The 25641-nt window shown below is 74.6% G+C and carries 13 protein-coding genes; 6 read left to right on the forward strand and 7 right to left on the reverse strand.

Going from position 1 to position 25641, the window contains the following annotated elements:
- Positions 1-68: 68 nt before the first annotated feature.
- From AB0F11_RS27895 to AB0F11_RS27910, 4 genes are all read left to right on the forward strand, one after another.
- The gene (locus AB0F11_RS27895; protein WP_362179206.1) at positions 69-5924 is read left to right on the forward strand and encodes an SDR family NAD(P)-dependent oxidoreductase; all 5856 of its coding nucleotides are present in this window, start codon (positions 69-71) and stop codon (positions 5922-5924) included.
- A gap of 101 nt (positions 5925-6025) precedes the next feature.
- Positions 6026-8242, forward strand: coding sequence for a condensation domain-containing protein (locus tag AB0F11_RS27900; protein ID WP_362179209.1), 2217 nt, complete (start codon positions 6026-6028; stop codon positions 8240-8242).
- Between the two features lie 356 nt (positions 8243-8598).
- The gene (locus tag AB0F11_RS27905) at positions 8599-9972 is read left to right on the forward strand and encodes a S8 family serine peptidase (protein ID WP_362179211.1); all 1374 of its coding nucleotides are present in this window, start codon (positions 8599-8601) and stop codon (positions 9970-9972) included.
- A 3-nt stretch (positions 9973-9975) separates the two neighbouring features.
- Positions 9976-10242, forward strand: a complete 267-nt coding sequence (locus tag AB0F11_RS27910; RefSeq protein WP_362179215.1) for a hypothetical protein — start codon at positions 9976-9978, stop codon at positions 10240-10242.
- Positions 10243-10309: 67 nt separating this feature from the next.
- Here AB0F11_RS27910 and AB0F11_RS27915 read toward each other — a convergent pair whose 3' ends face one another.
- Positions 10310-10708 (reverse strand): hypothetical protein, encoded by a 399-nt coding sequence (locus AB0F11_RS27915; RefSeq protein WP_362179217.1) that lies wholly within the window; start codon positions 10706-10708, stop codon positions 10310-10312.
- A 159-nt stretch (positions 10709-10867) separates the two neighbouring features.
- Here AB0F11_RS27915 and AB0F11_RS27920 point away from each other — a divergent pair, with 159 nt between their 5' ends.
- Positions 10868-12130, forward strand: coding sequence for a sensor histidine kinase (locus tag AB0F11_RS27920; RefSeq protein ID WP_362179220.1), 1263 nt, complete (start codon positions 10868-10870; stop codon positions 12128-12130).
- Entirely contained in the window at positions 12115-12762 is a 648-nt protein-coding gene (locus AB0F11_RS27925; RefSeq protein ID WP_362179223.1) for a response regulator transcription factor, read from the forward strand. The genes AB0F11_RS27920 and AB0F11_RS27925 overlap by 16 nt, the downstream gene beginning before the upstream one ends.
- 207 nt (positions 12763-12969) lie before the next feature.
- Here the strand turns inward: AB0F11_RS27925 and AB0F11_RS27930 are convergent, their stop codons facing one another.
- From AB0F11_RS27930 to AB0F11_RS27955, 6 genes are all read right to left on the reverse strand, one after another.
- Positions 12970-13869, reverse strand: a complete 900-nt coding sequence (locus AB0F11_RS27930) for a proline iminopeptidase-family hydrolase (protein ID WP_362179226.1) — start codon at positions 13867-13869, stop codon at positions 12970-12972.
- Between the two features lie 46 nt (positions 13870-13915).
- Positions 13916-14653, reverse strand: a complete 738-nt coding sequence (locus AB0F11_RS27935) for an ABC transporter permease (protein ID WP_361913968.1) — start codon at positions 14651-14653, stop codon at positions 13916-13918.
- A complete protein-coding gene (locus AB0F11_RS27940) occupies positions 14650-15714 on the reverse strand; it encodes an ABC transporter ATP-binding protein (protein WP_362179230.1) in 1065 nt (354 codons plus the stop codon). The genes AB0F11_RS27935 and AB0F11_RS27940 overlap by 4 nt, the downstream gene beginning before the upstream one ends.
- A gap of 1 nt (position 15715) precedes the next feature.
- On the reverse strand, positions 15716-16573 hold the full coding sequence (locus tag AB0F11_RS27945) for a hypothetical protein (protein WP_362179233.1): 858 nt from the start codon (positions 16571-16573) through the stop codon (positions 15716-15718).
- Positions 16574-16779: 206 nt separating this feature from the next.
- Positions 16780-19935 carry a type I polyketide synthase gene (locus AB0F11_RS27950; protein ID WP_362179236.1) on the reverse strand — a complete coding sequence of 1052 codons (3156 nt, stop codon included), beginning with the start codon at positions 19933-19935 and terminating at the stop codon, positions 16780-16782.
- Between the two features lie 5 nt (positions 19936-19940).
- Entirely contained in the window at positions 19941-25508 is a 5568-nt protein-coding gene (locus AB0F11_RS27955; RefSeq protein ID WP_362179238.1) for an SDR family NAD(P)-dependent oxidoreductase, read from the reverse strand.
- Between the last annotated feature and the right edge of the window lie 133 nt (positions 25509-25641).

The raw sequence follows: 25641 nt of genomic DNA on the forward strand, positions 1-25641 counted from the left end.
ACCGGCGTGCCCAGGGCCTGCCGGGCCTGTCCCTGGCCTGGGGCCTGTGGCACCCCGACGCGGGCGGCATGGGCGCCGGCCTCACCACCGCCGACGTCCAGCGCACCGCCCGCGCCGGCACTCCCGCCCACACCGCCGAGCAGGGCCTCGCCCTCCTCGACACGGCCCTGCGCGCGGAGCGCCCGCACGTGCTCGCGCTGCGCCTGGACTCCGCGGCCCTGGGCCGCCGGGCCCGCGCCGAGGGCGTACCGGCCCTGCTGCGCTCCCTGGTCCGGGTCCCGGCCCGGCGCGCCGCCGCGGGCTCCGCCGGCGGCGGGGACAGCCTGGGCGCGCAGTTGGCGGCCCTCTCCCCCGCCGACCAGGACCGCCACCTGCTGACGCTGGTCCGCACCCACGTGGCGACCGCCCTCGGCCACAACGGCCCCGAGGCCGTCGACCCGACGCGCGGTTTCGGCAGCCTCGGCTTCGACTCGCTGGCCGCCGTCGACCTGCGCAACCGGCTCGGCGCCGCGACCGGCCTGCGCCTGCCGGCCACCCTCACCTTCGACTACCCCGACGCCCAGTCCCTGGCCCGCTACCTGCGGGAGCAGCTGGTCGGCGACAGCACGGCCGCTTCGGGCGTCCCAGCCCCAGGTGCGGGTGCGACTGCCGATGCCGACGAGCCGATCGCCATCGTCGGCATGGCCTGCCGGTTCCCCGGCGGGGTCACCTCCCCCGAGGGCCTGTGGGAGCTGCTGGCCGGCGGCCGCGATGCCATCGGACCCTTCCCCGACAACCGCGGACCGATCTGGGCCGCCTCGTACGACCCCGACCCGGACGCGGTGGGCACGTCGTACTCCGACCAGGGCGCCTTCCTGTACGACGCGGACCGCTTCGACGCCGACTTCTTCGGCATCAGCCCGCGCGAGGCCCTCGCCACCGACCCGCAGCAGCGCCTGCTGCTGGAAACCTCCTGGGAGGCCTTCGAGCGCGCCGGCATCGACCCGGCGGCGCTGCGCGGCGCGCCCGTGGGCGTGTTCGCCGGCGTCATGTACCACGACTTCGCGCCGCGGCTGCGCGAGGTGCCCGAGGAGCTCGCCGGCTACCTCGGCAACGGCGGCCTGGGCAGTGTCGTGTCCGGCCGGGTCTCCTACGCCCTGGGCCTGGAGGGCCCCGCGCTGACGGTGGACACCGCGTGCTCCTCGTCGCTGGTCGCCGTGCACCTGGCCGGGCAGGCGCTGCGCAACGGCGAGTGCTCCCTCGCCCTTGCGGGCGGTGTGACCGTGATGTCGACTCCGGACACGTTCGTGGACTTCAGCCGCCAGCGCGGTCTGGCCGCCGACGGCCGCTGCAAGCCGTACGCGGAGGCCGCGGACGGGACCGGCTGGGGCGAGGGCGTGGGCGTCCTCGTCCTGGAGAAGCTGTCGGACGCCCGGAAGAACGGCCACCGCGTGCTGGCCGTCGTCAGCGGCTCCGCCATCAACCAGGACGGCGCCAGCAGCCAGCTCACCGCCCCCAACGGGCCTGCGCAGCAGCGGGTCATCCGGCAGGCGCTGGCCTCCGCCCACCTGACCGCCGCCGATGTGGACGCGGTGGAGGGCCACGGCACGGGTACGCGGCTCGGCGACCCGATCGAGGCGCAGGCACTGCTCGCCACCTACGGCCAGGACCGGCCGGAGGACGGTCAGCCGCTCTGGCTCGGCTCGGTGAAGTCCAACCTGGGCCACACCCAGGCCGCCGCCGGCGTCGCGGGCATCATCAAGATGGTCGAGGCCCTGCGGCACGAGACCCTCCCCATGACCCTCGGCGTGGACGCCCCCAGCAGCCACGTCGACTGGAGCGAGGGCGAAGTCTCCCTGCTGACCGAGGCCCGGCCCTGGCCGGCCGGGGAGCGGACCCGCCGCGCGGGTGTCTCGTCGTTCGGTATCAGCGGTACGAACGCCCACGTCATCGTGGAAGAAGCCCCGGCCGAGGAGCCCCTCGCGCCCGTGGAGGCGCTGCCGGTGGTCCCGCTGCTGGTGTCGGCCAAGACGGCGGACGGCGTACGCGACCAGGCGGCCCGCCTGCGGGAGTTCCTCGCCGCGCACCCGGAGGCGGACCTGACCACGGTCGCGTTCGCCCTCGCCACGCAGCGGTCCGCGTTCGCCCACCGGGCGGCCGTGGTGGCCGCCGACCGCGACGGCGCGCTGACCGGCCTGGAGGCTCCGGCCCTGACGGGCACGGCCACGGGCGGCCTGACGGCCTTCCTGTTCACGGGGCAGGGCAGCCAGCGGGCCGGGATGGGACGTGAGCTGTATGCCCAGTACCCCGTCTTCGCCGCCGCGCTGGACGAGGTGTGCGCGGCCTTCGACGAGCACCTTGAGCGGCCGCTGAAGGATGTTCTTTTCGATGAGGATCCGGCTGATCTGAACCGGACCGAGTACACCCAGCCCGCGCTCTTCGCGATCGAAGTCGCGCTGTACCGGCTGGTCGACGCGTGGGGCGTGCGTGCTGACGCGCTCGCCGGGCACTCGATCGGAGAGCTGGCCGCCGCGCATGTGGCCGGGCTGTGGTCGCTCGAGGACGCTGCCCGTCTCGTCTCCGCGCGCGGTCGGCTCATGCAGGCGCTGCCCACCGGTGGTGCGATGGCCGCCGTCCAGGCGACCGAGGAGGAAGTGCGCGCAGTCCTGACCGACGGCGTCGGCATCGCCGCCGTCAACGGGCCGACCTCGCTGGTCGTTTCCGGTACGGAGGCCGCCGTCGAGACCGTCATTGCGCACTTCGCCGAGGCCGGCCGCAAGACCAAGCGGCTCGTCGTCAGCCACGCCTTCCACTCGCCGCTCATGGAGCCGATGCTCGCCGAGTTCGGTGAGATCGCCGCCGGACTCGCCTACGACGAGCCCCGGCTGCCCATCGTCTCCACGCTGACCGGCAAGCCCGCCTCGTACGAGGAGCTGTCCGACCCCCAGTACTGGGTGCGGCACGTCCGCGAGGCCGTGCGCTTCGCCGACGCCGTCACCACCCTGCAGGGCCAGGGCGTCACCACCTTCTTCGAACTCGGCCCCGACGCCGTGCTCACCGCCATGGCCGCCGAGTCCCTCGACGCGGGCGCCACCGCCGTCCCCGCCGTCCGCCGCGACCGCTCCGAGGCGCAGGGCCTCACCGAGGCCGTGGCCCGGCTCCACCTGCACGGCACCGCCGTCGACTGGCCCGCCTTCTACGGCGCGGCCCGTACCGGGGTCGTGGACCTGCCCACGTACGCCTTCCAACACGCGGGCTACTGGCTCGCGGACCGGACCCTCGCGGGCTCCGGCCGGCCCGAGGAGTTCGGGCAGCAGGACACCGGGCATGCCCTCCTGGGTGCCGCGGTCGAGCTGCCCGAGGGCGCCGGGGTGCTGTTCACGGGCCGGCTGTCGCTGCGCAGCCACCCCTGGCTCGCCGACCACGCCGTCGCCGGCACCGTCATCGTCCCCGGCGCCGCCCTCGTGGACATCGCCGTCCGCGCCGGCGACCACCTCGGCGCGGGCACCCTGCAGGACCTCACCCTGCACGCCCCGCTGGTCGTTCCGGCCGAAGGCGCCGTGGACCTGCGCGTGCAGGTCGGCGGCGAGGAGCCGTACGCCCTCACCGTGTTCTCGCGGGCCGAGGGCGCCGAGGACGAGCCGTGGGTCCGGCACGCCGACGGGGTGCTCGCCGCGACGCAGGACGCGGTGGCCGGTGCCGCGCTGGAGGCCTGGCCTCCGGCCGGGGCCGAGCCCGTCGACGTCGGCTCGCTGTACGAGGACCTCGCGGCGACCGGGCTGGAGTACGGGCCGGTGTTCCAGGGCCTGCACGCCGCCTGGCGCCTCGGCGAGGACGTGTACGCCGAGGTCGCCCTGCCCGAGGGCAGCGACACCGGCGGCTTCGGCCTCCACCCGGCCCTGCTCGACGCCGCCCTGCACGCCATCGGGCTGGGCGCGGCGGCGGCGAAGGACACGGCCGAGATGCCGTTCGCGTGGAGCGACGTCGTGCTGCACGCCGTCGGCGCCACCGCCCTGCGCGTCCGGGTGACCCCGGCCGCCTCCGGGTACGGGCTGCATCTCGCGGACGGCGCCGGCGCGCCGGTGGCCACGGTCGGCACCCTCGCGCTGCGGCCGGTGGCCGCGGACGACCTGCGGTCCTCGGCCGGGGTGCGGGACCTGTACGAGGTCCGGTGGAGCGAGCCGGCCTCGGAGGCGGCGGGTGCCGCCTCCGAGGAGGCGCCGGTGGTGCTGGAGGTGCCGGCGGGCGGCGAGCCGGACCGGGTGCTGGACGGCGTACTGGAGTGGCTGCGGGCGCAGCTGCCGGGGAGCGCGCCGCTGCTGGTCGTGACGCGGGGGGCCGTGGCCGCCTCGGACGGCGAGGACGTGGCCGACCTGGCGCAGGCCGCCGTGTGGGGGCTGGTGCGCGCGGCGCAGGCCGAGCACCCCGGGCGGATCGTGCTGCTGGACGCCGACACCGAAGCCCCTGATCTGTCGGCGATCGGCGAGGCGGAGCCGGAGCTGCTGCTGCGCGACGGCCGGCTGCTCGTGCCGCGGCTGGCTCCGGCTCCGGCGCCGGCCGGGGACGCCGCCGGGGCGCCGGTGTTCCGGGAGGGCGGCACCGTCCTCATCACCGGTGGCACCGGCGGGCTGGGCGCGCTGACCGCCCGGCACCTGGTCGCGGCCCACGGCGTGCGGAGTCTGGTGCTGACCAGTCGCCGCGGGGCCGGGGCCCCGGGCGCTGCCGAGCTGGCCGCGGAGTTGGAGGCCGCGGGCGCGTCCGTGGTGCTGGCCGCGTGCGACGTCGCCGACCGGGATGCGGTGGCGGCGCTGCTGGCCGCGCACCCGGTGACGGCCGTCGTCCACACCGCCGGTGTGCTGGCCGACGCCACCGTGGAGTCGTTGACCTCCGAGCAGCTGCGCACCGTATGGGCGCCCAAGGCGGAAGCGGCGCGCCACCTGCACGAACTGACCGCCGGGCAGGAGGACCTGGACGCCTTCGTCCTGTTCTCCTCCACGGCGGCCACGTTCGACGGCTCCGGCCAGGGCAACTACGCCGCGGCCAACGCCTACCTCGACGCCCTCGCGGCGCACCGCCGCGCCCAGGGGCTGCCCGCCACCTCCCTCGCGTGGGGCCTGTGGCACCCGGAGGCCGGCGGCATGAGCAGCACGCTCAGCCAGGCCGACGTGGACCGGGTGGCCCGGACCGGCCCGGCGGCGCTCGGCCGCGAGCACGGGCTCGCGCTGTTCGACGCGGCGCTGGCGAGCGGGGCGGCGCGGCTGCTGCCGGTGCCGTTCGACGCGAAGGCGCTGGCCGAGCGGGCGCGGGTGCAGGGCCTGCCGGCCGTGCTGCGGTCCCTGGTCCGGCCGGCCGGCGTACGGCGCTCCGTCGCCGGGGCGGCGGGTGCGGCGGGGACCGGTGCGGCCGGGCAGAGTCTGAAGGAGCGGCTGCTCGCGCTGCCTGCGGGTGAGCGCGAGGAGCTCGTACTGGACCTGGTGCGCTCCCAGGCGGCCGCCGTCCTGGGCCACGCGGGAGCGGATGCGGTCGACCCCGAACGCGGCTTCGGCCAGCTCGGGTTCGACTCGCTCGCGGCGGTCGAGTTCCGCAACCGGCTCGCGCCGGCGACCGGGCTGCGGCTGCCGGCCACCTTGACCTTCGACTACCCCACGTCGCGGGCGCTGGCGGGCTACATCCGCGGGGAGCTCGCCCCGGACGAGACCGGAGCCGCCGCCCTGCGGGCGGTGGAGGGCGAACTGGCCCTGCTGGAGGACCGGCTGATGCTGGCCGCCGGCGAGGGCGTGGACGGTACGGACCACAGCCGGGTCGGTGACCGGCTGCGGGCGCTGGCCGCCCGCTGGGCGGCGCTGAACGCGCCGGCCGGCATCGAGGAGGAGGCCGCCGCGCTCGCGGACGCCGACGCCGACGAACTCTTCGGGATCCTCGACGGCGAATTCGAACTGGGCTGACCCGAGCCCGAGCAGCACACGCACACGCACACGCACGCAAAGACGACGACGCACGACACGTACGGCAACGGCACGTACGAGACGCATGAGGAGATCCGATCATGGTTGCTGCTCTGGATACGGCCCCGGCCCCGGCTGCGCCCCCGGCCTCGGCTGCGCCCCTGGCCCCGGCTGCGGCTCCGGCTCCCGCCGGACGCAAGGAGACCGACCTGTGGCTGCTGGAACGGCTGGTCCCCGGGGCGGGCGTCAACAACCTCTCCCTGACCTTCGACGTGGACGGCCCGCTGGACCGGGCCGCCCTCGGGCGGGCGCTGACCCTCGTGGTGCGCAAGCACGACATCCTGCGGACGGTGTTCCGCGCGGGTGAGACCGAGCTGACCCGCGAGGTGCTGGACCCGGCGGCGGTCACCGTGGAGGTGGAGGAGTTCCGTCCGGACCCGGCCCCGGAGCGGGTGCAGGCGGAGGTCGAGGCGTTCGTCGCGGCGCCGTTCGCCCTCGACGGCTCGCCGCTGCTGCGTGCGGCGCTGTTCACCACGGCCGGCGGAGGCTCGGTGGTCAGCGTGGCCCTGCACCACCTGGTCTTCGACGCGATGTCGACGGTCACCCTGCTGGGCGAGCTGATCAGCGCGTACGAGGCGCCCGACGGCTACGCCACGCTGCCGGCGGTCGCCGCGGCCGAGGAGCCCGAGCCGGGCGCGGCCAGCGTGGAGTTCTGGCGCGAGCAGCTGCGCGGCTACCGGGCGCCCGAGGGCGGCCTGTGGTTCGGCAACCCGCCGTCGGAGGCGCCCGACCTGGCGGGCGGCAGCACCTGGTACGCGCTGTCGGCCGAGGCCCGCGCCGTGGTGGCCCGGCTGCAGCGCGAGCTGCGGGCGCCGCAGGCGGTGATCCTGCTGGCCGCGTACGCGCTGCTGCTGTCGCGGCACGGCGCCGGGCAGGACATCGTCGTCGGCTCGCCGGTCAGCGTCCGCCCGGCCGGGCAGGAGGGCGCGATGGGCTACCACGTCAACGTGCTGCCGCTGCGGGTGAAGGTGGATCCGGCGAAGCCGTTCAAGCGGCTGGTCAACCGGGCGCGTTCGGTGTTCCTGGAGGGCCTCGGCCACTCGGGCGTGCCGGCCGAGTCGGTCCTGGACGAGGTCCGCGACAGCGGCGGCTCCGGCTGGCGCAACTCGCTGTGCACGCACCTGTTCAACTACGTGCCCGGTGGTACGTCCGCCGAGTTCGCGGTGGCCGGGCACCCGGCCCGGATCCGCGGCGTCGAGAACGGTTTCAGCAAGTTCGACCTCGAGTTCTTCTTCATGCCGGAAGGCGAGGACGAGCACGCCGAGACCCGGATCCGCGCCGTCTACCGCACCCAGGCGTTCGGCCCGCAGGAGGTGGACCTGCTGCTGGCCCGCTACGACGCCCTGCTGGTCCGGCTCGGCGAGGCCGCGCCCACCACGGCGGTCGGCGAGATCGCCGCCTGGGGCGCCGCGGACACCGCGGCCGTGGAGGCCGGCCACCGCAGCGGACTCCCGCAGGCGTACGCGGCCTCCCCGGCGGTGGCCCGGTTCTCCCGGTACGCCCGCGGCGAGCTGAGCGGCGTACGGGCGTACGTGGCGGGCCCGGACGGCCAGGAGCTGCCCCTCCTCGTCCGCGGCGAACTGCACCTGACGGGCCCGGACGGCGAGGCGGTCCCGACCTCCGAACTGGCCCGCTGGCTGCCCGACGGCCGCATCGAACTCCTGGGCCGCAAGGACCGCCGGGTCACCGTCCAGGGCACCACGGTCGCCTTGGACGAGATCGACGCGCTGCTCCTGACCCACCCGGACGTCAAGGACGCGGCGACGGTCGCGGTGTCCGCAGCGGGCGGCGGCGCCGATCCGGTCCTGACCTCCTTCGTGGCCACCACGGCGGCCGCGGACCTGGCGGACCGGCTCCTGAAGCAGATCCGCGCGGAGCTGCCCGGCGCCGCCGAACCGCACCAGGTGGTCGTCACGGACGCCCTGCCCGAGGTGGCGGGCCTGCCGGACCTGGAGGGCCTGGCCCTGCGCGCCGAACGCCTGCTGCGCGAGGAGCCGGCCGCGCCGGAGGCCGGCGGCATGGACGCCGAGGAGCTCGCCGACCGCCTGCTGCTGCTGTGGCGCGAGTACCTCAAGCGGGACGACCTGACGGTCCGCTCCGGCTTCTTCGCCAGCGGCGGCCACTCCCTGCTGGGCATCCAGCTGCTGCAGCGGGTGAAGCGCAACATGCACCTGACGGTCCGCGTAAAACTGGCCGACCTGTTCGCCCACCCGACCCCGGAAAAGCTGGCCACCCACATAGCCCGCACGGCGGCGTAGCCGAAGGACAAGGCACACGACACGAACGGGAGACGGCCGGTGGGCCGGGGCACCAGCCCCGGCCCACCGGCCGTTCCGCATCCGCATCCGTTCCGCATGCCCCGGCCGGGCCCCGTGGGCCGATTGGCGGCATGGAGGTGCGGCGCCGCAACACCGCGGTGAGCATGGGACCGGCGTTCCTTCCGGCCTCTTGCCGGCGCAACCCCGGTCGGGTCGACCGGCGGCCGGTACGAAACCGGTGGAACGCCTTTCCCAGAACCACCGCCCAGTCGTACCTCCTTCCCCGAGCCGCGGCCGCGTCGAGCACGCGGCTCCGGTGCGCCAGGGCGCCGTCCGACCCGACCCGAGGAGAACACATGCGCGTCCTCATCCAGATGCGGCCCGAACGCGATCTCGTGGAAGCCGTGGTGAATCCGCAGCTCACCGCGACGGCCGATGACGTCGCAGGGCGTCTGTCCGGCATCGAGCTGGACCAATCGTTCACCCCGGTGGCGGTACCCAGACCGGTGCCGACCATGACGGACGGGGACCCACTGTCCCTGGACCAGCCACTCAGGTTCTCCATGGCGCCACAGGACGCCACCGTGCTGGTCCGTGGAGAGATCCACGACTACGACACCGCCGACCGGATCGCGATGCTCTCCCTCGCCCACCCGGAGATCGTCGGGATCTCCGCCGACCCGGTCATCGAGGGGGTGCCCACGTGTGGCGGGGACTCCCCCGTCGGCGACTGGCAGGACGTACGGGACCTGCTCGCGGAGCTGGGGGCGGACAACCTCGACGGCAGCGGCGTCGCCCTGGCGATCACCGACACCGGCATCAACACCCAGCACCTCAGCGACGAACTGGACCGCCCGATCAAGGTCGACGCGGCCCGGAGCTGGAACCCTCCCGGAGTGACCGGCCAGCCGGGCAAGTTCCCGGTCAACCACGGCACCATGTGCGCGTTCGACGCCCTCATCGCCGCGCCGAAGGCGACCCTGCTCGACATCCCCGTGCTGCTCTCCCGGCGCCCCGGGCCGACCGTCATGAGCGGGCTGCTCTCGGACGCGGTGGCCGCCTACTCCCACCTGTTGGGCGTGCTCGGGGCGATGCCGGAGGACAAGAGGGCGCTCGTGGTCAGCAACAGCTGGGGCTCCTTCTCGCCCCGGTGGGACTTCCCGCCCGGCCACCCCGGCAACTACTCGGACAACCGCGCCCACCCGTTCAACCTGATGGTGACCGCCCTGGAGGCCGCGGGCGCGGACATCCTGTTCGCTGCCGGCAACTGCGGGCGCGACTGCCCGGACGGCCGGTGCGAGTTCACCAGCCGCCCCATCTGCGGCGCCAACTCCCACCCGCGGGTCCTGTCGATCGGCGGCGTCGACACCCGGGGAGACCGGGTCGGCTACTCCTCCCAGGGCCCCGGACGGCTCAGCAGCGACAAGCCGGACATCTGCGCGTACACCCACTTCGAGGGCTCGCACGCCTTCGGCGCGCACGCGCCGGACTCCGGCACCTCGGCGGCCTGCCCGGTCGCCGCAGGCGTCGTCGCCGCCATCCGCACGCACTGGCCGGTCAGCGCCATCAAGCCGGCCGAGCTCCGTACGCTGCTGCGCCGGACCGCCGACGACCTCGGCACCGCGGGGTTCGACTTCGACACCGGTTTCGGGGTCGTCAACCCGTCGGCCATCATGGATGCGCTGCGCCGCCGCCAGAAGAACGGCCACCGCAGCCGCAGCCGCCGGTAGTCGATGACTCCCGACACGCCCACCAGCCTCATCACCGTCGAGCTCCCGCCGGGGGCCACCCTCGATGACGCCGTACAGAAGCTCGGCCTCACCCCCGAGGAGGTCGACACCGCCTACGGCCTCATCGACCTCCACAACGGCACCTACGCCCTCCTCGTCACCGAGACGGCCGCAGAACGCGTAACCGGCATCCCAGGCACGAAGGGCCCCTACGCCAACCCGAGGATCGAACCCTTCGGCCCACCGGAACCTGCCCCTGACGAGAGGTGACACAAAACAACAACGCACGGGCCGGCCCGCCACCAACGGCGGACCGGCCCTTCGCTGTGCACCGGATTCAGGCCGCCTTCGGAAATGCACCCCGCAGCACGGCACCCCGCGTGAGCAAAGCAACCCGAATGACGGGCACCACGCACACGACCTGCATCAAGGCGTACCAGGGCGGACACACGCCGGGAATCACATCGACACCGATGATGGCGATCGGCATGACAACGGTGACGCCGTTCAGCCGCTCGAAGGCCCGCCGCGACCCGCGAGAGGCGGCGACGACCACCCGGTGCACCACCAGGGCGACCACGGGCAGCAGAACCGCCCGCACCCACATGAACCCATTCACCATATGCCCGCTGCCCGCCACCGCGATGACGACGAGCAGTCCGAGGACGCTGAGTGCGCCGTACACCGTGATGCTGTTCTTCGCCGTGTCGAAGGCCCGTCGAGTCTTGGTTTCCATGCCCCCGACGCTACGGAGCGCCCGCCGGCGCCCCTATCCGTCTGGCCCCACACCCCGGTGGGTCCAGCCCCACTACCACCCTGACCAGGGCGTCGGCGGATCCCGCACGGTGCACAGTAAAAGGCGGACACCGAACGGAACGCGAAAGGAAGACGCAGCATGAGACAGCTGGTCGGGTGGCTGGCGCGCGCCGGCGTGGGGGCCTTACGGGCGTGCGCCGTGGTGGCGGTCACCATGCCGGTCCCGGCGGTGTGGGCCGCCGCCGTGGCGCTCGGCATCCGGTGGGGCGTGGGCAACCCGTGGTCATGGTTGGGCCCGTTCGTCCTCACCACCGCGGGCACGCTCGCCCTGTCCCGCCCGATCTGCCGCACGGTCCGCCACCTCGTCGCGAGATGGACGGACATAGCGATCCCCGCGGGATACCGGGAGGCCCCGCCCCTCACCCAGCTCTCCACCGGCTACTGGTGGAACGGCTTCGGCTACGAACGCACCCGCCGCGACGCCCTCATGGACCAGCGGCGGCGAATCCGGTGGAGCGACCCCGCGAACTGGCGCGACCTCCGCTTCACCGCCATCGCCCCCTTCACCGCGGGCCTGGCCGCGTGCGTCCCGCCGGCCGGGGCGACCGCGGCCGTCATAGGCCTCACCCGACCGGGCGCCCTCGGCCTCACGCTCCAACTGGTGGGTACGGCGGTGGCGGTCACCTCGTCCCCGTACGCCTGGCGGTGTCTCGTACCCATTTCGGTCCGCTTCCTGCGCCCCTCGCCCGCGATGGTGCTGGCGGACCGGGTGGAGGAGCTGACCGCCCAGCGTGCGGAGGCAACGGTCGCCCAAGCCGCCGAGATCCGCCGGATCGAGCGGGACCTGCACGACGGCGCACAGGCCCGCCTGGTCTCGCTCGGCCTCTCCCTCGCGATCGCCGAAAAGCTCATGGAAACCGATCCCGACCAGGCCAGAACCCTGATGCGGGAGGCCCGCGCCGGCGCCACCGCCTCCCTCACCGAACTCCGCGAACTGGTCAGGGGCATCAACCCGCCCGTCCTGAACGACCGCGGCCTGGTCGACGCCGTCCGCGCCCTGGCCCTGGACAGCCCCCTGGAAACCACGGTCACCGCGGACCTCCGCCTGCGCCCGGACCCCCCGATCGAGTCGGCCCTGTACTTCGCCATAGCCGAACTCCTGACCAACGCGGTCAAGCACGCCCGCGCAACCCAGGCCCGAATCTCGATCACCAACACCCTCAGCAGCGTGATCGTCAAGCTGGAGGACAACGGCCGAGGCGGAGCCGACATCCAGACCACCGGCGGTGGACTGGCAGGACTACGCCGCCGCTTGTCCGCCTTCGACGGCACCCTGGAGATCACCAGCCCGATGGGCGGCCCGACCCTCGCAACCTTGGTGGTGCCATGCGCATTGTCGTAGCCGAAGACCTCTACCTCCTCCGCGACGGGATGGTCCGCCTCCTGGAGGCGTACGGTCACGAGGTGGTGGCGACGGCAACCACGGGCCCGGAAACCCTCGAAGCCCTCCTCACCTGGCGCCCGGACATAGCCATAGTCGACGTCCGAATGCCCCCAACCCACTCGGACGAAGGCCTGCGCGCAGCCCTGGCAGCGCGCCGAGAACTACCCGGCCTGCCGGTCCTGATCCTGTCCCAGTACGTGGAGCAGCTGTACGCCCGCGAACTCCTCGCCGACGGCTCCGGCGGCATCGGCTACTTCCTCAAGGACAGCGTGTTCGACGCGGACCAGTTCATCGACGCCCTGGAACGCGTGGCCGCCGGCGGAACCGCGATGGACCCCCAGGTCATCGCCAAACTCCTGGCCAACGGCCCCTCGACCCGCCGCCTGGACCACCTCACCGACCGCGAACACCAGGTCCTCACCCTGATGGCCGAGGGCCTCTCGAACCAGGCGATAGCCCAGCGCCTCTTCCTGAGCGAAGGCGCCATCAGCAAGTACACGACGACCCTCTTCACCAAACTCAACCTGACCGACGACAACCACACCAACCGCCGAGTCCTGGCCGTCCTCACCTACCTGAACAACCCCTGAGAATTGGCACCAGCGTCCAAGTAGACGATGGCTTCCGCCGCTGCTGTGGGATTCGGCGGAGCCTGCGCCGGCTTCGGTGTCGGAGGCGGCCGCCACCTCGAAGAGCGAGGTGGCGGCCGTTCGTGCGGTGCGGGGGCGGGCGGGGATGCGCCGATCCCCGCGCCGGGCGGGGGGAGGGCCCGGGCGGGGATCGGCGGGGTGCGGGGGTCAGGAGAGTTCGGTGAGCCAGGTCCGCATGACGTGGTCGAAGCGGGCGGGCTCCTCCACGTGGGGCATGTGGCTGGACTCCTCGAACAGCTCCCAGCGCACCCGGGGGATGTGGTCCAGGAAGGGCTGCACCGTGAGCGGGGTCGCCTCGTCGTACGCGCCCGAGATGACGAGGGTGGGGGCCTCGATGGCGGGCAGGCGGTCGACGATGCTCCAGTCCTTCAGGGTTCCGATGACGTGGAAGTCCGTCGGGCCGTTCATGGTGCCGTACACCGTCGGGTCGCTCTCCAGCGCCAGGAAGGTCGTGGCGACCTCCGCCGGCGGCGGGTCGACCCGGCAGACGTGGCGCCGGTAGAACTCCAGCGCCGCCTGCTGGTACTCGGGGTGGTGGAAGTCGCCGGTCGCCTCGTGGCGGCGCAGCGCGTCGCGCACCTCGGCCGGCGCCTCGTCCTTGAGCCGTTCGCACTCGGCCCGCCACAGCGGCATCGCGGCCGGTGAGTTGGCGATGACCAGCCCGCGCAGCCCGGTCGGCCGGCGTACCGCGTGCTCGGCGCCGAGCATGCCGCCCCAGGACTGGCCGAAGAGCAGGTAGTCGTCGGCGATGCCGAGGTGGGCGAGGAGGTTGTCGAGCTCGTCCAGGAAGAGCTCGACGGTCCAGAAGTCCGCGCCGGCGTCCGGCAGGCGGGTGGAGTTGCCGTTGCCGAGCTGGTCGTAGTGGACGACGGGGCGTCCGTCCGCGGCCAGCTCGGTCATCCGCAGCAGGTAGTCGTGCGTGGACCCGGGGCCGCCATGGGCGACGACCAGGGGGGTCAGGCCGCTGTGCAGGTCGCCGGTGACCCGGTACCAGGTGTGGTGCCCCCTGAACGGGGCGAGTGCCTTGCGGCTGGGTGACAGGAACATGGCCCCCCTTCCTTTCCTCGTACGTCTCGCGCTGCGTCCCGCGCCGTCAGGCGCGGACGGCCTCGCGGCGGTAGCTGCGGACGACGGCGCCCGACAGCAGCAGCGTCCACGCGAGCAGCACGGCGCCGGCGATCCAGGCCCGGGTGTCGTGGAGCAGCGCCCCGTGGCCGATGTCGGCGAGCCAGTAGCTCGGCATGATCTTCACGATGGCGACGAGCCAGTCGGGGAACCCGGTGGTCGGCAGGAGCAGGCCGCCGAGGAAGCCGAACAGGATGATCAGGCCCTGGAGGTACATCTGCTGCTGCTCGGGGGCCACGTACAGGCCGATGACGAGGCCGAGGACGGCACAGGGCAGCGAGGCGATCCAGATGCCGAGGGTGATCTGCAGCCAGCCCGAGGTGGACATGTGCACGTCCTGGACGAGCCAGCCGAAGAGGGCGACGAACGCCGGGCCGGGCAGCGCCACGATCATCGCGACGAGCACCTTGGTGAGCAGGTACGTACGCGGCAGCAGCGGCGTCAGGCGCAGCTGGCGGTGCCAGCCGACGGCCCGCTCGTGGGAGACGCGGGCGGTGGTGTGCATGGAGGAGGTGAACGCGCTGTACGCGGCGAGGCTGCACATCAGCCAGGCGCTGTAGGTGATGCCGTTCGACCCGGGGATGGTCTGGTTCTTGTAGAGCATGCACTCCAGCAGGTACATGACGACGGGAACGACGAACGCGAAGATCAGGAAGCGGGGGCCGCGCAGCATCCGCTTGATCTCGATGGCCAGGTAGCCGGTCATGCAGCTTCCTCCAGGGTGTCGGCCGCGTCCGCCGTGTCATCGGCGGCGGTCAGGGAGAGGAAGGCCTCTTCCAGGCCGGTGGCGCTGATCTCGATGTCGTGGGCCTCGGGGAAGGAGGCGATAAGGGCGCGGACCGCCTGGTCGGAGTCCTCGCAGTGCAGTTCGGCCTGGCCCAGGCGCAGGGTGGCGCCGTTGACGCCGGGGAGCTTCGCCAGCTCCTCGGCGGTCGCGCCGGGCACGGCGGCGCGCAGCATGCGGCCGGCGACGAGGGCGCGGATCTGGGCGACGGTGCCGTCGGCGGCGATCTGCCCGGAGCGCATCAGGACGACGCGGTCGGCGAACTCCTCGGCCTCGTCCAGGTAGTGGGTGGCGAAGACGACGGTGCGGCCGGTGTCGGTGAACTGGCGCATCGACTCCCAGAACTTGCGCCGGCTGCCCACGTCCATGGCGGAGGTCGGCTCGTCGAGCAGGAGCAGCTGCGGGTTGCCGATCAGGGCGCAGGCGAAGCGGGCGCGCTGGCGCTGGCCGCCGGAGAGCTTGGTGCCGCGGCGGTCGACGATGTCCTCGATGTTGGCGCGGCGCAGGACCTCGTCCATCGGGAGCGGGTTCTTGTACAGCGAGGAGATCATCCCGAGGGTCTCGCGCACCGACAGGTCGTCGATGAGGGAGCCCTCCTGCAGGACGGCGCTCGCCAGGCCCTCGCGGACGGCGATGTACGGGTCCTTGCCGAACAGGGTGACGGAGCCCGAGGTCGGCTTCGACAGGCCCAGGATCATGTCGACGGTGGTGGACTTGCCGGCTCCGTTGGGGCCGAGGAGGGCGACGACCTCGCCGGGGGCGATGGTCAGGTCGAGCCCCTTGACGGCCTGGACCTCGCCGTAGCTCTTGCGCAGTCCGGTCAGCCGGATGGCGGCCTCGCCGCCCGTACGGGCGTCGGCCGTACCGGTGGCCGTACCAGTGGCCGTACCGGTTGCCGCCCCGGCGGCCGCAGCGGCGGCCGGTGAGGCGGCGGTCCGCACGGCGGAGGGGGCCGGGGACGCGGTCTTCTCTCGGGTCTTCATATCAAATCCGGATCTGTCGGGCGAGGTCCTGGGCGGTCAGAAGCTCGGCGAGGGCCCGTGCGGCGCTCTCGTCGCGCAGGAGGTCCTTGTGCTCGCAGTCGAAGCGCAGCTCCCGAGCGACCAGGCTGCGGGCCCGGTCCTCCTGGCCGGCGTTGCGGAGCCGGTTCAGGCCGCTGTGCGGGCTCGCCGAGCTGAAGGCGACGGCGCGGGCCCAGCCGTCGGTGGAGCGGAACTCCCCGGCGGCCACCACGTACGCGACGAACGCGGTGAAGGAGTCGGTGAACTCCGCGCGGGTCTCCTCGTCGAGGTCGAGGATGTCGAAGGCGGCACTGCTGACCTCGCGGAACAGCGAGATCAGGGCCGCGCCCAGGACCCCGAGGTCCTCGGTGGACTCCAGCACCTCGTGTCCGGCGGCCGTGGCCCGGCCGATCTCCTCGGCGCCCACGATCGACTCGAACAGGTTGAGGGAGAGGTGGAACTGCCAGTACAGCCCCAGCGCGTTGGCCTGCTCGGGGTCGAACAGGATCAGCTGCGGGGCGTGCTCCTGCCACTGCGTGATGCGGTCCGCCAGCGCGGTGGCGTAGGTGGCGCCGGCGCAGAACCCGAGGACGGCGCTGACGGGCCGGCCGCTGGCGCGGACGGTCTCGAACCAGCGGTCCAGGTAGGTGGCGGAGCCGGTCCCGAGGTCGGTGGCGATGGCCTGGGGAAGCGTCTCCCACGCCGGGCGGCCGGTCGCGGCCAGCTCCAGCAGGTCGGCGAACCGGGCATCGGGACGGCCGGTGGCCGTGAAGTCGACGGCGAGCACCAGTCCTTGCGAGCTGTTCCCGCCGATGTCGAGCCACGCGTCGTTCGTCTGCACCGGCTTCCCCTGTCTTTCCTGGCTGCGGGCGTCTGGGCGATTTGATGCTAGGAGCGGGCCCAAGCCCTGGGATCCCCTACGTCCACCCCTAGCGCCCCTTGTCCCGGGGCCCCACCGGGACCACTGCGGCCCCGCGGGGCGCACACGCACGAGGGGGCGCCCCGGTGGTCCGGGACGCCCCTTTGCCGTGCCGCAAGCGGTGTGCGCTACGCCGCTTCGGCAACCTCGTCGGCTTCTTGGAGTTCCTCCTCCAGGTACTCCACGACCTCCTCCGGCGTGGCGTACTCGTACACGAGCGCCGCCGGCAGCTTCAGCCCCAGCGCCCGCCCGATCCGGTCCCGGAACTCCACCGCGACCAGCGAGGAGAAGCCCTGGTCGATGAAGTCGCCGTCAGCCGGGACCTCCTCGGCCGAGTCGTGGCCGAGGACGGCCGCGGCCTCGCTGCGTACCAGCTCCAGCAGCAGCGCGGTGCGCTCCGCCCCGGCAGCCGTACGCAGCGCCGCCCGCAGCAGCTCCCCGGCGTCGGCGGCGTCGGCGCCGTCCTCCTCCTCACCGGGCGCGGGTACGGGTACGGAGTCGGCCGCACCCGGTGCGGTGCGCCCGGCCGCCGTCAGCCAGTAGTGCCGGTGCCGGAACGCGTACAGCGGCAGCGGGATCCGACGGGCGCCGGGCAGCAGCCCCGCCCAGTCGACCGGCGCACCGCGCAGCGCGAGCCGGGCCAGCGCCTCCACGGCGGCGAGCGGCCCGCTGCGGTCGGCGCGCTGGGCCGGGATCACGGCGGCGCGCTCGGGGGCGGCGAGGCAGTCGGCGACGAGCCCGGACAGGACCGCGTCCGGGCCGAGTTCCACGAAGGTGTCCGCGCCCTCGGCCTCCAGGGCGGCGACCGCGTCGGCGAAGCGGACGGTCTCGCGGACGTGGCGCACCCAGTAGCGCGGGTCGGCGAGCTCCTCCGGGGCCGCGGCCTTCCCGGTCAGGGTGGACACCACGGGGATGCGGGTGCGCCCGTACGAGAGCGAGGCGGCGACCCGGTGGAACTCCTCCAGCATCGGGTCGAGGAGGGCGGAGTGGAAGGCGTGGCTGACGGCCAGCAGCTTCGTCTTGTGGCCCTGCTCCTTGAAGCGGGCGGCGAGCGCCTCGACCGCGGCGGCCGGCCCGGAGACGACCACGGCCCGCGGCCCGTTGACGGCGGCGAGGTCGAGCCCGTCCCCCAGGTGCGGCCGTACGTCGTCCTCGCCGGCGGCGATCGCGGCCATGGCCCCGCCGGTCGGCAGGGCCTGCATGAGCCGGCCGCGGGCGGCGACCAGGCGGGTCGCGTCGGGCAGCGACCACAGGCCGGCGACGTGCGCGGCGGCCAGCTCGCCGATGGAGTGCCCGGCCACCAGGTCGGGGGCGGCGCCCCAGGACTCCAGCAGCCGGAAGAGGGCCACTTCGAGGGCGAACAGGGCGGGCTGGGCGTACCCGGTGGTGTCCAGGGCGGCGGCGTCCTCGGCGGTGTCGCCGAAGAGGACCTCGCGCAGCGGGCGCGCCGGCGCCAGGTGCTCGTCGAGGGCGGCGCACACCTCGTCCAGCGCGGCGGCGAACACCGGCTGCGCCTCGTACAGTTCGCGGCCCATGCCGGGGCGCTGGCTGCCCTGCCCGGTGAACAGGAACGCGGTCCGGCCGCCGCCCGGGGCCTCCTGGACCAGGCCGGGGGCGGACCGGCCCTCGGCGAGCGCCGCCAGGGCGCGGTGCAGGCCCTCGGCGTCGGCGGCCACCGCGGCGGCCCGCTGGGGCAGGGCGGTACGGGTGGTGGCCAGGGAGAACGCCACGTCGGCGGGGTCGGCGTCGGCGGCCGGGTCGGCGAGCAGCCGGGCGGCCTGGGCGCGCAGCGCCTCCGGGGTCCGCCCGGACACCAGCCAGGGCACGGCGGACGGCGCGGGCCGGTCCGCGGCAGGGACCGGGGCCTCCTCCGCCTCGGGAGCCTGCTCCAGGATGACGTGGACGTTGGTGCCGCTGATCCCGAACGCCGAGACGGCGGCCCGGCGCGGCCGGTCCACCGCCGGCCAGGGCCGGTTCTCGGTGAGCAGGGAGACCCGGCCCGCGGACCAGTCGACGTGCGGGGTGGCCTCGTCGATGTGCAGGGAGCGCGGCAGCAGCCCGTGGCGCAGCGCCTGCACGGTCTTGATGACTCCGGCGGCCCCGGCGGCGGCCTGGGTGTGGCCCAGGTTGGACTTGACCGAGCCCAGCCACAGCGGCCGGTCCCCGTCCCGGTCCTGACCGTACGTCGCCAGCAGCGCCTGCGCTTCGATGGGGTCGCCGAGCTTCGTGCCGGTGCCGTGTGCCTCGACCGCGTCCACGTCGCCGGTGGACAGCCCGGCGGCGGCCAGCGCCTCCAGGATGACCTGCTGCTGGGCGGGGCCGCTGGGGGCGGTGAGCCCGTTGCTGGCGCCGTCCTGGCTGATGGCGGAGCCGCGGACCACGGCCAGGACGCGGTGTCCGTTGCGCCGGGCGTCGGAGAGCCGCTCCAGCAGCAGGACGCCGACGCCTTCGGACCAGCCGGTGCCGTCGGCGGCGGCGGCGAACGGCTTGCAGCGGCCGTCGGGGGCCAGGCCGCGCTGGCGGCTGAAGTCCACGAAGGTGTCGGGGGTGGCCATGACGGTGACCCCGCCGGCCAGCGCGAGCGAGCACTCGCCGCCGCGCAGCGCCTGGACGGCGAGGTGCAGGGTGACCAGCGACGAGGAGCAGGCGGTGTCGACGGTGACGGCCGGGCCCTGCAGGCCGAGCGCGTAACTGATCCGGCCGGACAGGACGCTGCCCGCGGTGCCGGTGCCGAGGAAGCCCTCGACGCCGTCGGGGATGGCGGCCCGGTCGGAGCCGTAGTCGTGGTACATGATCCCCGCGTACACGCCGGTACGGGTGCCGCGCACGGTGGCGGGGTCGATCCCGGCGTCCTCGAAGGCCTCCCACGCCGACTCCAGCAGCAGCCGCTGCTGCGGGTCCATGGCGAGGGCCTCGCGCGGGCTGATCCCGAAGAAGCCGGCGTCGAAGGAGCCTGCCGCGTCGAGGAAGCCGCCCTCGCGGGCGTAGCTCTTGCCGAGCGCCTCGGGGTCGGGGTCGTAGAGGTTGTCCAGGTCCCAGCCGCGGTCCTCGGGGAAGCCGCGGATGCCGTCGCGGCCGTTCTCCAGCAGCTCCCACAGCTCGTCGGGGGTGGTGACCCCGCCGGGGAAGCGGCAGGCCATGCCGACGATCGCGATGGGCTCGCGGACCCGGTCCTCCAGTTCCTGGATCCGGTGGCGGGCGGCCACGAGGTCGGCGGCGGCCCGCTTGAGGTAGTCGCGCAGCTTCTGCTCGCGCTCCGCGTCGGGGGTGTGGGTGGCGGTCATGAAGGTCAGCTCCTTGTCTCGCCGTCGAGGAGGGCGAACAGTTCGTCGTCGGAGGCGGCGGCGAGGTCGGGGGCGTCGGGCAGGCCGCCCGGCTCGGCGGCACCGGCCGCGGACCCGGCGCGTTCGGCGTCGGCCCAGCGCGCGGCGAGGGCCTGGAGCCGGACGGTGACCTTGGTCCGGGTCAGCTTGTCCAGGCCGTCCGCGGCCAGCAGCGGCTCCAGCGCGTCCAGGCCGGTGAGCAGGGCGGTGGCCGGGTCGTCGGCGGCCGGGGCGAGGGTGCGGTGCAGGTGGGCGGCGAGCTCGTACGGGCTCGGGTGGTCGAAGACGAGGGTGGCGGGCAGCCGTACCCCGGTGAGGGTGGAGAGGGTGTTGCGGAACTCGACGGCGGTGAGCGAGTCGAACCCGAAGTCCTTGAACGGCTTGTTCACCTCGACCTGCTGTCCGGGCGCGAAGCCGAGGACGGCTGCGACCTGCCCGCACACCAGGTCCACGAGGTACTGGGCGCGGTCGGCGGGCGTCGCCAGCGCGGCGAGCCTCGCGGCGAGCCCCTCGCCCGCGGTCCCGGCCCCGTCCCCGGCACCGGCGGCGGTGCGCCGGACCGGCGTGCGTACGAGGCCGCGCAGCAGGCCCGGGACGTGCTCGCCGAGGGAGCGGGCCAGGGCCGGCAGGTCCAGGCGGACCGGTACGGCCAGGGCCCGCGGGCCGGCGGTGGCCGCGTCGAACAGGGCGAGGCCCTCCTCGGCGTCCAGCGCCCGGACCCCCGTACGGGCCATCCGGTCCAGGTCGGCGCCGGTCAGCGCGGCGCCCATGCCGCCGGCCTCCGGGTGCCACAGGCCCCAGGCCAGCGAGGTGGCGGGCAGTCCCTGGGCGCGGCGGTGCGCGGCGAGGGCGTCGAGGTAGGCGTTGGCCGCGGCGTAGTTGCCCTGGCCGGGCCCGCCGAGGACGCCGGCGGCGGAGGAGAACAGCACGAAGGCGTCCAGCTCCAGGTCGGCGGTCAGCTCGTGCAGGTGGCGGGCGGCCTCCGCCTTGGCGGCGAGGACCCGGGCCACCTGACCCGGGGTGAGGGAGGCGATCGTGCCGTCGTCGACGACGCCGGCGGCGTGGACGACACCGGTGACGGGGTGCGCGGCGAGCAGCGCGGCCACGGCATCCCGGTCGGCGACATCACACGCCGCAAGCACCACGGACGCCCCCGCAGCCTCAAGCTCCGCAGCCAGCTCACGGGCCCCCGGAGCCTCGGCCCCGCGACGCCCGACGAGCACCAGGCTCCGCACGCCGTGCTCGGCGACCAGATGACGGGCGGTCAGCGCGCCCAGCCCGCCCGTACCGCCGGTGACGAGGACGGTCCCGCCGTCCCGCCACACCGGCGGCTGCGCCGGCTCCGGGTCCTGCGGCGGGGTCACGCGGACCAGCCGCGGCGCGGACAGCACCCCGTCCCGCAGGACGAGTTCGCTCTCGTCCCCGTCCAGTACGGACGCGGGCACCGGGCTGTCGTCGCGGTCCAGGAGCAGGATCCGGCCGGGGTGCTCCGCCTGGGCGGTGCGCACCAGGCCTGTGACGGCCGCCTGCGCCGGGTGGGCGACGTCCTCGCCGGGCAGGGCGAGGGCGCCGCGGGTGGCCACGAGGAGCCGCTGCTCGTCGTGGGCCGGGTCGGCCAGCCAGCCCTGCAGCACCTCCAGGGCCGCCGTGACCGTCTCGGTCGGGGTGGCCGCGCCGCTGCCGGGCGTGTACGCGGACCAGCCCGGGGCGGGGCTGCTCAGCCCGGACCCCTCGCCGAGCGGCAGGGCCTGCGGGCGGGCCCCGGTCGGGGCGGGCAGGGCGGTCCAGTCGATCCCGTACAGGCTCTGCGGGCCGCCGGCGCGGGCGCCGAGGGCGGACAGCGGGACCGTGCGCAGGGTGAGGGCGTCGATCCCGAGGACCGGCAGCCCGGCCGGGTCGGTGGCCTCGACGGCGACGGTGCCGGGCGTCGTGCCCGGGGTCAGGCGCACCCGCAGGGCGGTGGCGCCCTCGGCGTGCAGGGCGACTCCGGACCAGGAGAACGGCAGCCAGGCCGAGCCCGGTTCGGGGTCGGGCAGCAGCCCGCCGAGGCCGAGGGCGTGCAGGGCGGCGTCGAGCAGTGCCGGGTGCACGGTGTGGCCGGCGGTGTCGGTGTCGCCGGGCAGGGCCACCTCGGCGAGGACGGCGTCGCCGGAGCGCCAGGCCGCGGTCAGGCCCTGGAAGACGGGCCCGTACTCCAGGCCGCCGGCGGCGAGCTGCGCGTACAGGGCGGTGGTGTCGAGCGGCACGGCCCCGGCGGGCGGCCAGACGACGGCCGCATCACCACCGGCCGCATCACCCCCGGCCGTATCTGCGCCGGCCGTATCTGCGCCGGCCCCATCGCGACCGGCCGCAGGGGCGGGCCGGGTCGCAGCCAGCACACCCTCGGCGTGCAGGGTCCAGGGCCCCCCGTCGGCGGCGGCCTCCTCGGCCCGCGAGTGCACGGTGACGCTGCGGCCCCCGTCCGGAGCAGGGCCCGGCTCCCCGAGCCGCACCCGCAGCTGGACGCCGTCCCCCTCGGGGACCACCAGCGGTGCGTGCAGGGTGAGTTCCTCCAGCAGCCCGCAGCCCGCCCCGTCCCCGGCCCGTACGGCGAGGTCGACCAGGGCCGCCCCGGGCAGGACGACGGTGCCGGCGACCGCGTGGTCGGCGAGCCAGGGCTGCCGGGCGAGCGAGAGCCGGCCGGTGAACAGCAGCTCGTCCGAGCCGGGCGCGTGGACGGCGGCGCCGAGCAGCGGGTGCCCGGCCGCGTCGAGCCCGAGGTCGCCGGGCTCGCCGGCGGGCTGGGAGGCGGCGCTGTACCAGTAGGAGCGGTGCTGGAAGGGGTAGGTGGGCAGGTCCAGGACCCCGGTGCGGGAAGCACCGAACAGCACGGGCCAGTCGACGCCGGTGCCGTGGGTGTGCAGACGGGCGAGGGCCTCGGTGAGGGCCTGCGCCTCGGCCCTGTCGCGGCGGACCGCGGGGACGGCCACGGCCCCCTCACCGAGGGACTCGGCGGCCATCGCGGTGAGCACCGCGTCCGGACCGAGCTCCAGGAAGGTGGTGACGCCCTGCTCCTGGAGGGCGGCGACGGCATCCGCGAACCGCACGGCCTCCCGCACGTGCCGCACCCAGTACTCGGGGTCCGACAGCTCCTCGTACGAGGCGGGCCGGCCGGTCAGCGTGGAGACGAGCGGGGTCTTCAGCGGCTTGTACTCCAGGAACCGGGCGAACTGCCGGAAGTCCTCGAGCATCGGCTCCATCAGCGGCGAATGGAAGGCATGGCTCACCACCAGCCACTTGGTCTTCCGCCCGGCCTCCGCGAAGTGCGCAACCACAGCTTCGACAGCAGCCACCGCCCCCGACACGACCACCGAGGTCGGCCCGTTGACGGCGGCGATCCCGACGCCCTCGCCCAGCAGCGCCCGCACCTCCTCCTCGGTGGCCTGGACGGCGGCCATGGCACCCCCGGCGGGCAGCGCCTGCATCAGACGGCCGCGGGCAGCCACCAGCAGAGCCGCATCCTTCAGGGACCACAGCCCGGCCACGTACGCAGCAGCCAGCTCACCGATCGAATGCCCGGCCACGGCCTGCGGGCGGATCCCGAAGGACTCCACGAGCCGGTACAGGGCGACTTCGAGCGCGAACAGCGCGGGCTGGGTGAAGCCGGTCCGGTCGAGGTCGGCGGGGTCCTCGTCGAAGAGGACCTCCTTCAGGGGACGCCCCAGGTGCTCGTCGAGCGCCGCACACACCTCGTCCAGCGCATCGGCGAACACCGGGTAGCGGGCGTACAGCTCACGCCCCGCGCCCGCCCGCTGGCTGCCCTGGCCGGTGAACAGGAAGGCCGGGCGGCTGCCGTCGGCGGCGGCGCGGAAGGTGCCGGGGGCGCTCGCGCCGGCGGCCAGGGCGTCCAGCCCGGCCAGCAGGCCGTCCCGGTCGGCGGCCACGACGGCCGCCCGGTGGGCGAACGGAGCGCGCTGCGTGGCCAGGGCCAGCCCGACGGCGGCCGGGTCGAGCTCCGGCCGGTCGGCGGCGAACTCCCGCAGCCGGCCGGCCTGCTCGCGCAGAGCGCCGGCGGTCTTGGCGGAGACCAGCCAGGGCACGGCCGGCAGCTCGGCGAGGACGCCCCCGGCGTCAGCGGCTTCCTCGTCGGCCGCCGGCTCCTCGGCCGGGGCCTCCTCCACGATGACGTGGGCGTTCGTACCGCTGATGCCGAACGAGGACACACCCGCACGCCGGACGCGCTCCCCCGCCGGCCACGGCCGGGCCTCGGTCAGCAGCGACACGGCGCCGGCTTCCCAGTCCACGTGACTGCTCGGCACGTCCACGCCCAGCGTCATCGGCAGCGTCTCGTTGCGCAGCGCCTCGACCATCTTGATGACGCCCGCCACACCGGCGGCGCCCTGCGTGTGACCCAGGTTGGACTTCACCGAACCCAGCCACAAGGGCCGGTCCTCGGGCCGGTTCTGCCCGTACGCGGCGAGCAGCGCGCCCGCCTCGATGGGGTCGCCGAGCTTGGTGCCGGTGCCGTGCGCCTCGACGGCGTCGACCTCGGCCGGGGCCAGCCGGGCGGCGGCCAGGGCCTGGCGGATGACGCGCTGCTGGGAGGGACCGTTGGGGGCGGTCAGGCCGTTGCTGGCGCCGTCCTGGTTGATCGCCGACCCGCGTACGACGGCCAGCACCCGGTGCCCGTTGCGGCGCGCGTCGGACAGCTTCTCCAGCACCAGGACCCCGACGCCCTCGGAGAGCCCGGTGCCGTCCGCGGCCTCCGCGAAGGCCTTGCAGCGGCCGTCGGCGGCCAGGCCGTCGGCACGGCTGAATTCCAGGAAGGTACCGGCCGAGCCCATGACGGTGACGCCGCCGACCAGCGCGAGCGAGCACTCGCCGCCGCGCAGCGCCTGGCCGGCCAGGTGCACGGCCACCAGCGACGACGAGCAGGCGGTGTCGACGGTGACGGCCGGTCCCTCGAGCCCCAGGGCGTACGAGACGCGGCCGGACAGCACGCTGGAGGCGACGCCGGTCATCATGTGCCCGGCGATCGCGTCCGGCATACGGGCGAGGCCGCGCAGGTAGTCGTTGCTGCTGACGCCCGCGTACACGGCGGTCGGGGTACCGGCGAGGGTGCCGGGGTCGATGCCGGCCCGCTCCAGCGCCTCCCAACACGTCTCCAGCAGGACCCGCTGCTGGGGGTCCATCGCGAGTGCCTCGCGGGGGCTGATCCCGAAGAACTCGGCGTCGAAGTCGGCGGCGCCCTGCAGGAATCCGGCGCGGCGCTCCGCCGCGGCCTGCTCCCCCACGCGCTCGCGCTCGCTGTCGGCGAGCTGGCCGAGGGTCCAGCCGCGGTCGGTGGGGAAGGCGGACATGCCGTCGCGGCCGTCGGCGACGAGCTGCCACAGCTGCTCGGGGGAGGCGACGCCGCCGGGGAAGCGGCAGGCCATGCCGACGATCGCGATCGGCTCGTGGTCCTTGTCCTGGGCCTCCCGCAGCCGTCGACGGGTGTCGTGCAGGTCGGCGGCGACCCGCTTGAGCGTGTCGACCAGCTGCTTCTGATCAGCCATGGCTCTCTCTTTCCGTATCCGGTCTGCCGCCGCAGACCGGCGGGGGTGCGCTGAAGCGGTATCGCGCCCCGCCTGTGCGGCGTTGAAGCCCGGCCGAAGCCCCGCCGAAGCGGCCCGCGGTGCAGTCCGCGTC

The organism is Streptomyces sp. NPDC032472 (assembly GCF_040636955.1).
In the GTDB taxonomy this organism is placed as follows: domain Bacteria; phylum Actinomycetota; class Actinomycetes; order Streptomycetales; family Streptomycetaceae; genus Streptomyces.

Excerpts from the sequence above, each read along its gene's own strand:
- AB0F11_RS27895 (WP_362179206.1), top strand. The coding sequence starts at position 69 with ATGGGCGCCGGCCTCACCACCGCCGACGTCCAGCGCACCGCCCGCGCC.
- AB0F11_RS27900 (WP_362179209.1), top strand. The coding sequence starts at position 6,026 with ATGGTTGCTGCTCTGGATACGGCCCCGGCCCCGGCTGCGCCCCCGGCC.
- AB0F11_RS27905 (WP_362179211.1), top strand. The coding sequence starts at position 8,599 with ATGCGCGTCCTCATCCAGATGCGGCCCGAACGCGATCTCGTGGAAGCC.
- AB0F11_RS27910 (WP_362179215.1), top strand. The coding sequence starts at position 9,976 with ATGACTCCCGACACGCCCACCAGCCTCATCACCGTCGAGCTCCCGCCG.
- AB0F11_RS27915 (WP_362179217.1), bottom strand. The coding sequence starts at position 10,708 with ATGGAAACCAAGACTCGACGGGCCTTCGACACGGCGAAGAACAGCATC.
- AB0F11_RS27920 (WP_362179220.1), top strand. The coding sequence starts at position 10,868 with ATGAGACAGCTGGTCGGGTGGCTGGCGCGCGCCGGCGTGGGGGCCTTA.
- AB0F11_RS27925 (WP_362179223.1), top strand. The coding sequence starts at position 12,115 with ATGCGCATTGTCGTAGCCGAAGACCTCTACCTCCTCCGCGACGGGATG.
- AB0F11_RS27930 (WP_362179226.1), bottom strand. The coding sequence starts at position 13,869 with ATGTTCCTGTCACCCAGCCGCAAGGCACTCGCCCCGTTCAGGGGGCAC.
- AB0F11_RS27935 (WP_361913968.1), bottom strand. The coding sequence starts at position 14,653 with ATGACCGGCTACCTGGCCATCGAGATCAAGCGGATGCTGCGCGGCCCC.
- AB0F11_RS27940 (WP_362179230.1), bottom strand. The coding sequence starts at position 15,714 with ATGAAGACCCGAGAGAAGACCGCGTCCCCGGCCCCCTCCGCCGTGCGG.
- AB0F11_RS27950 (WP_362179236.1), bottom strand. The coding sequence starts at position 19,935 with ATGACCGCCACCCACACCCCCGACGCGGAGCGCGAGCAGAAGCTGCGC.
- AB0F11_RS27955 (WP_362179238.1), bottom strand. The coding sequence starts at position 25,508 with ATGGCTGATCAGAAGCAGCTGGTCGACACGCTCAAGCGGGTCGCCGCC.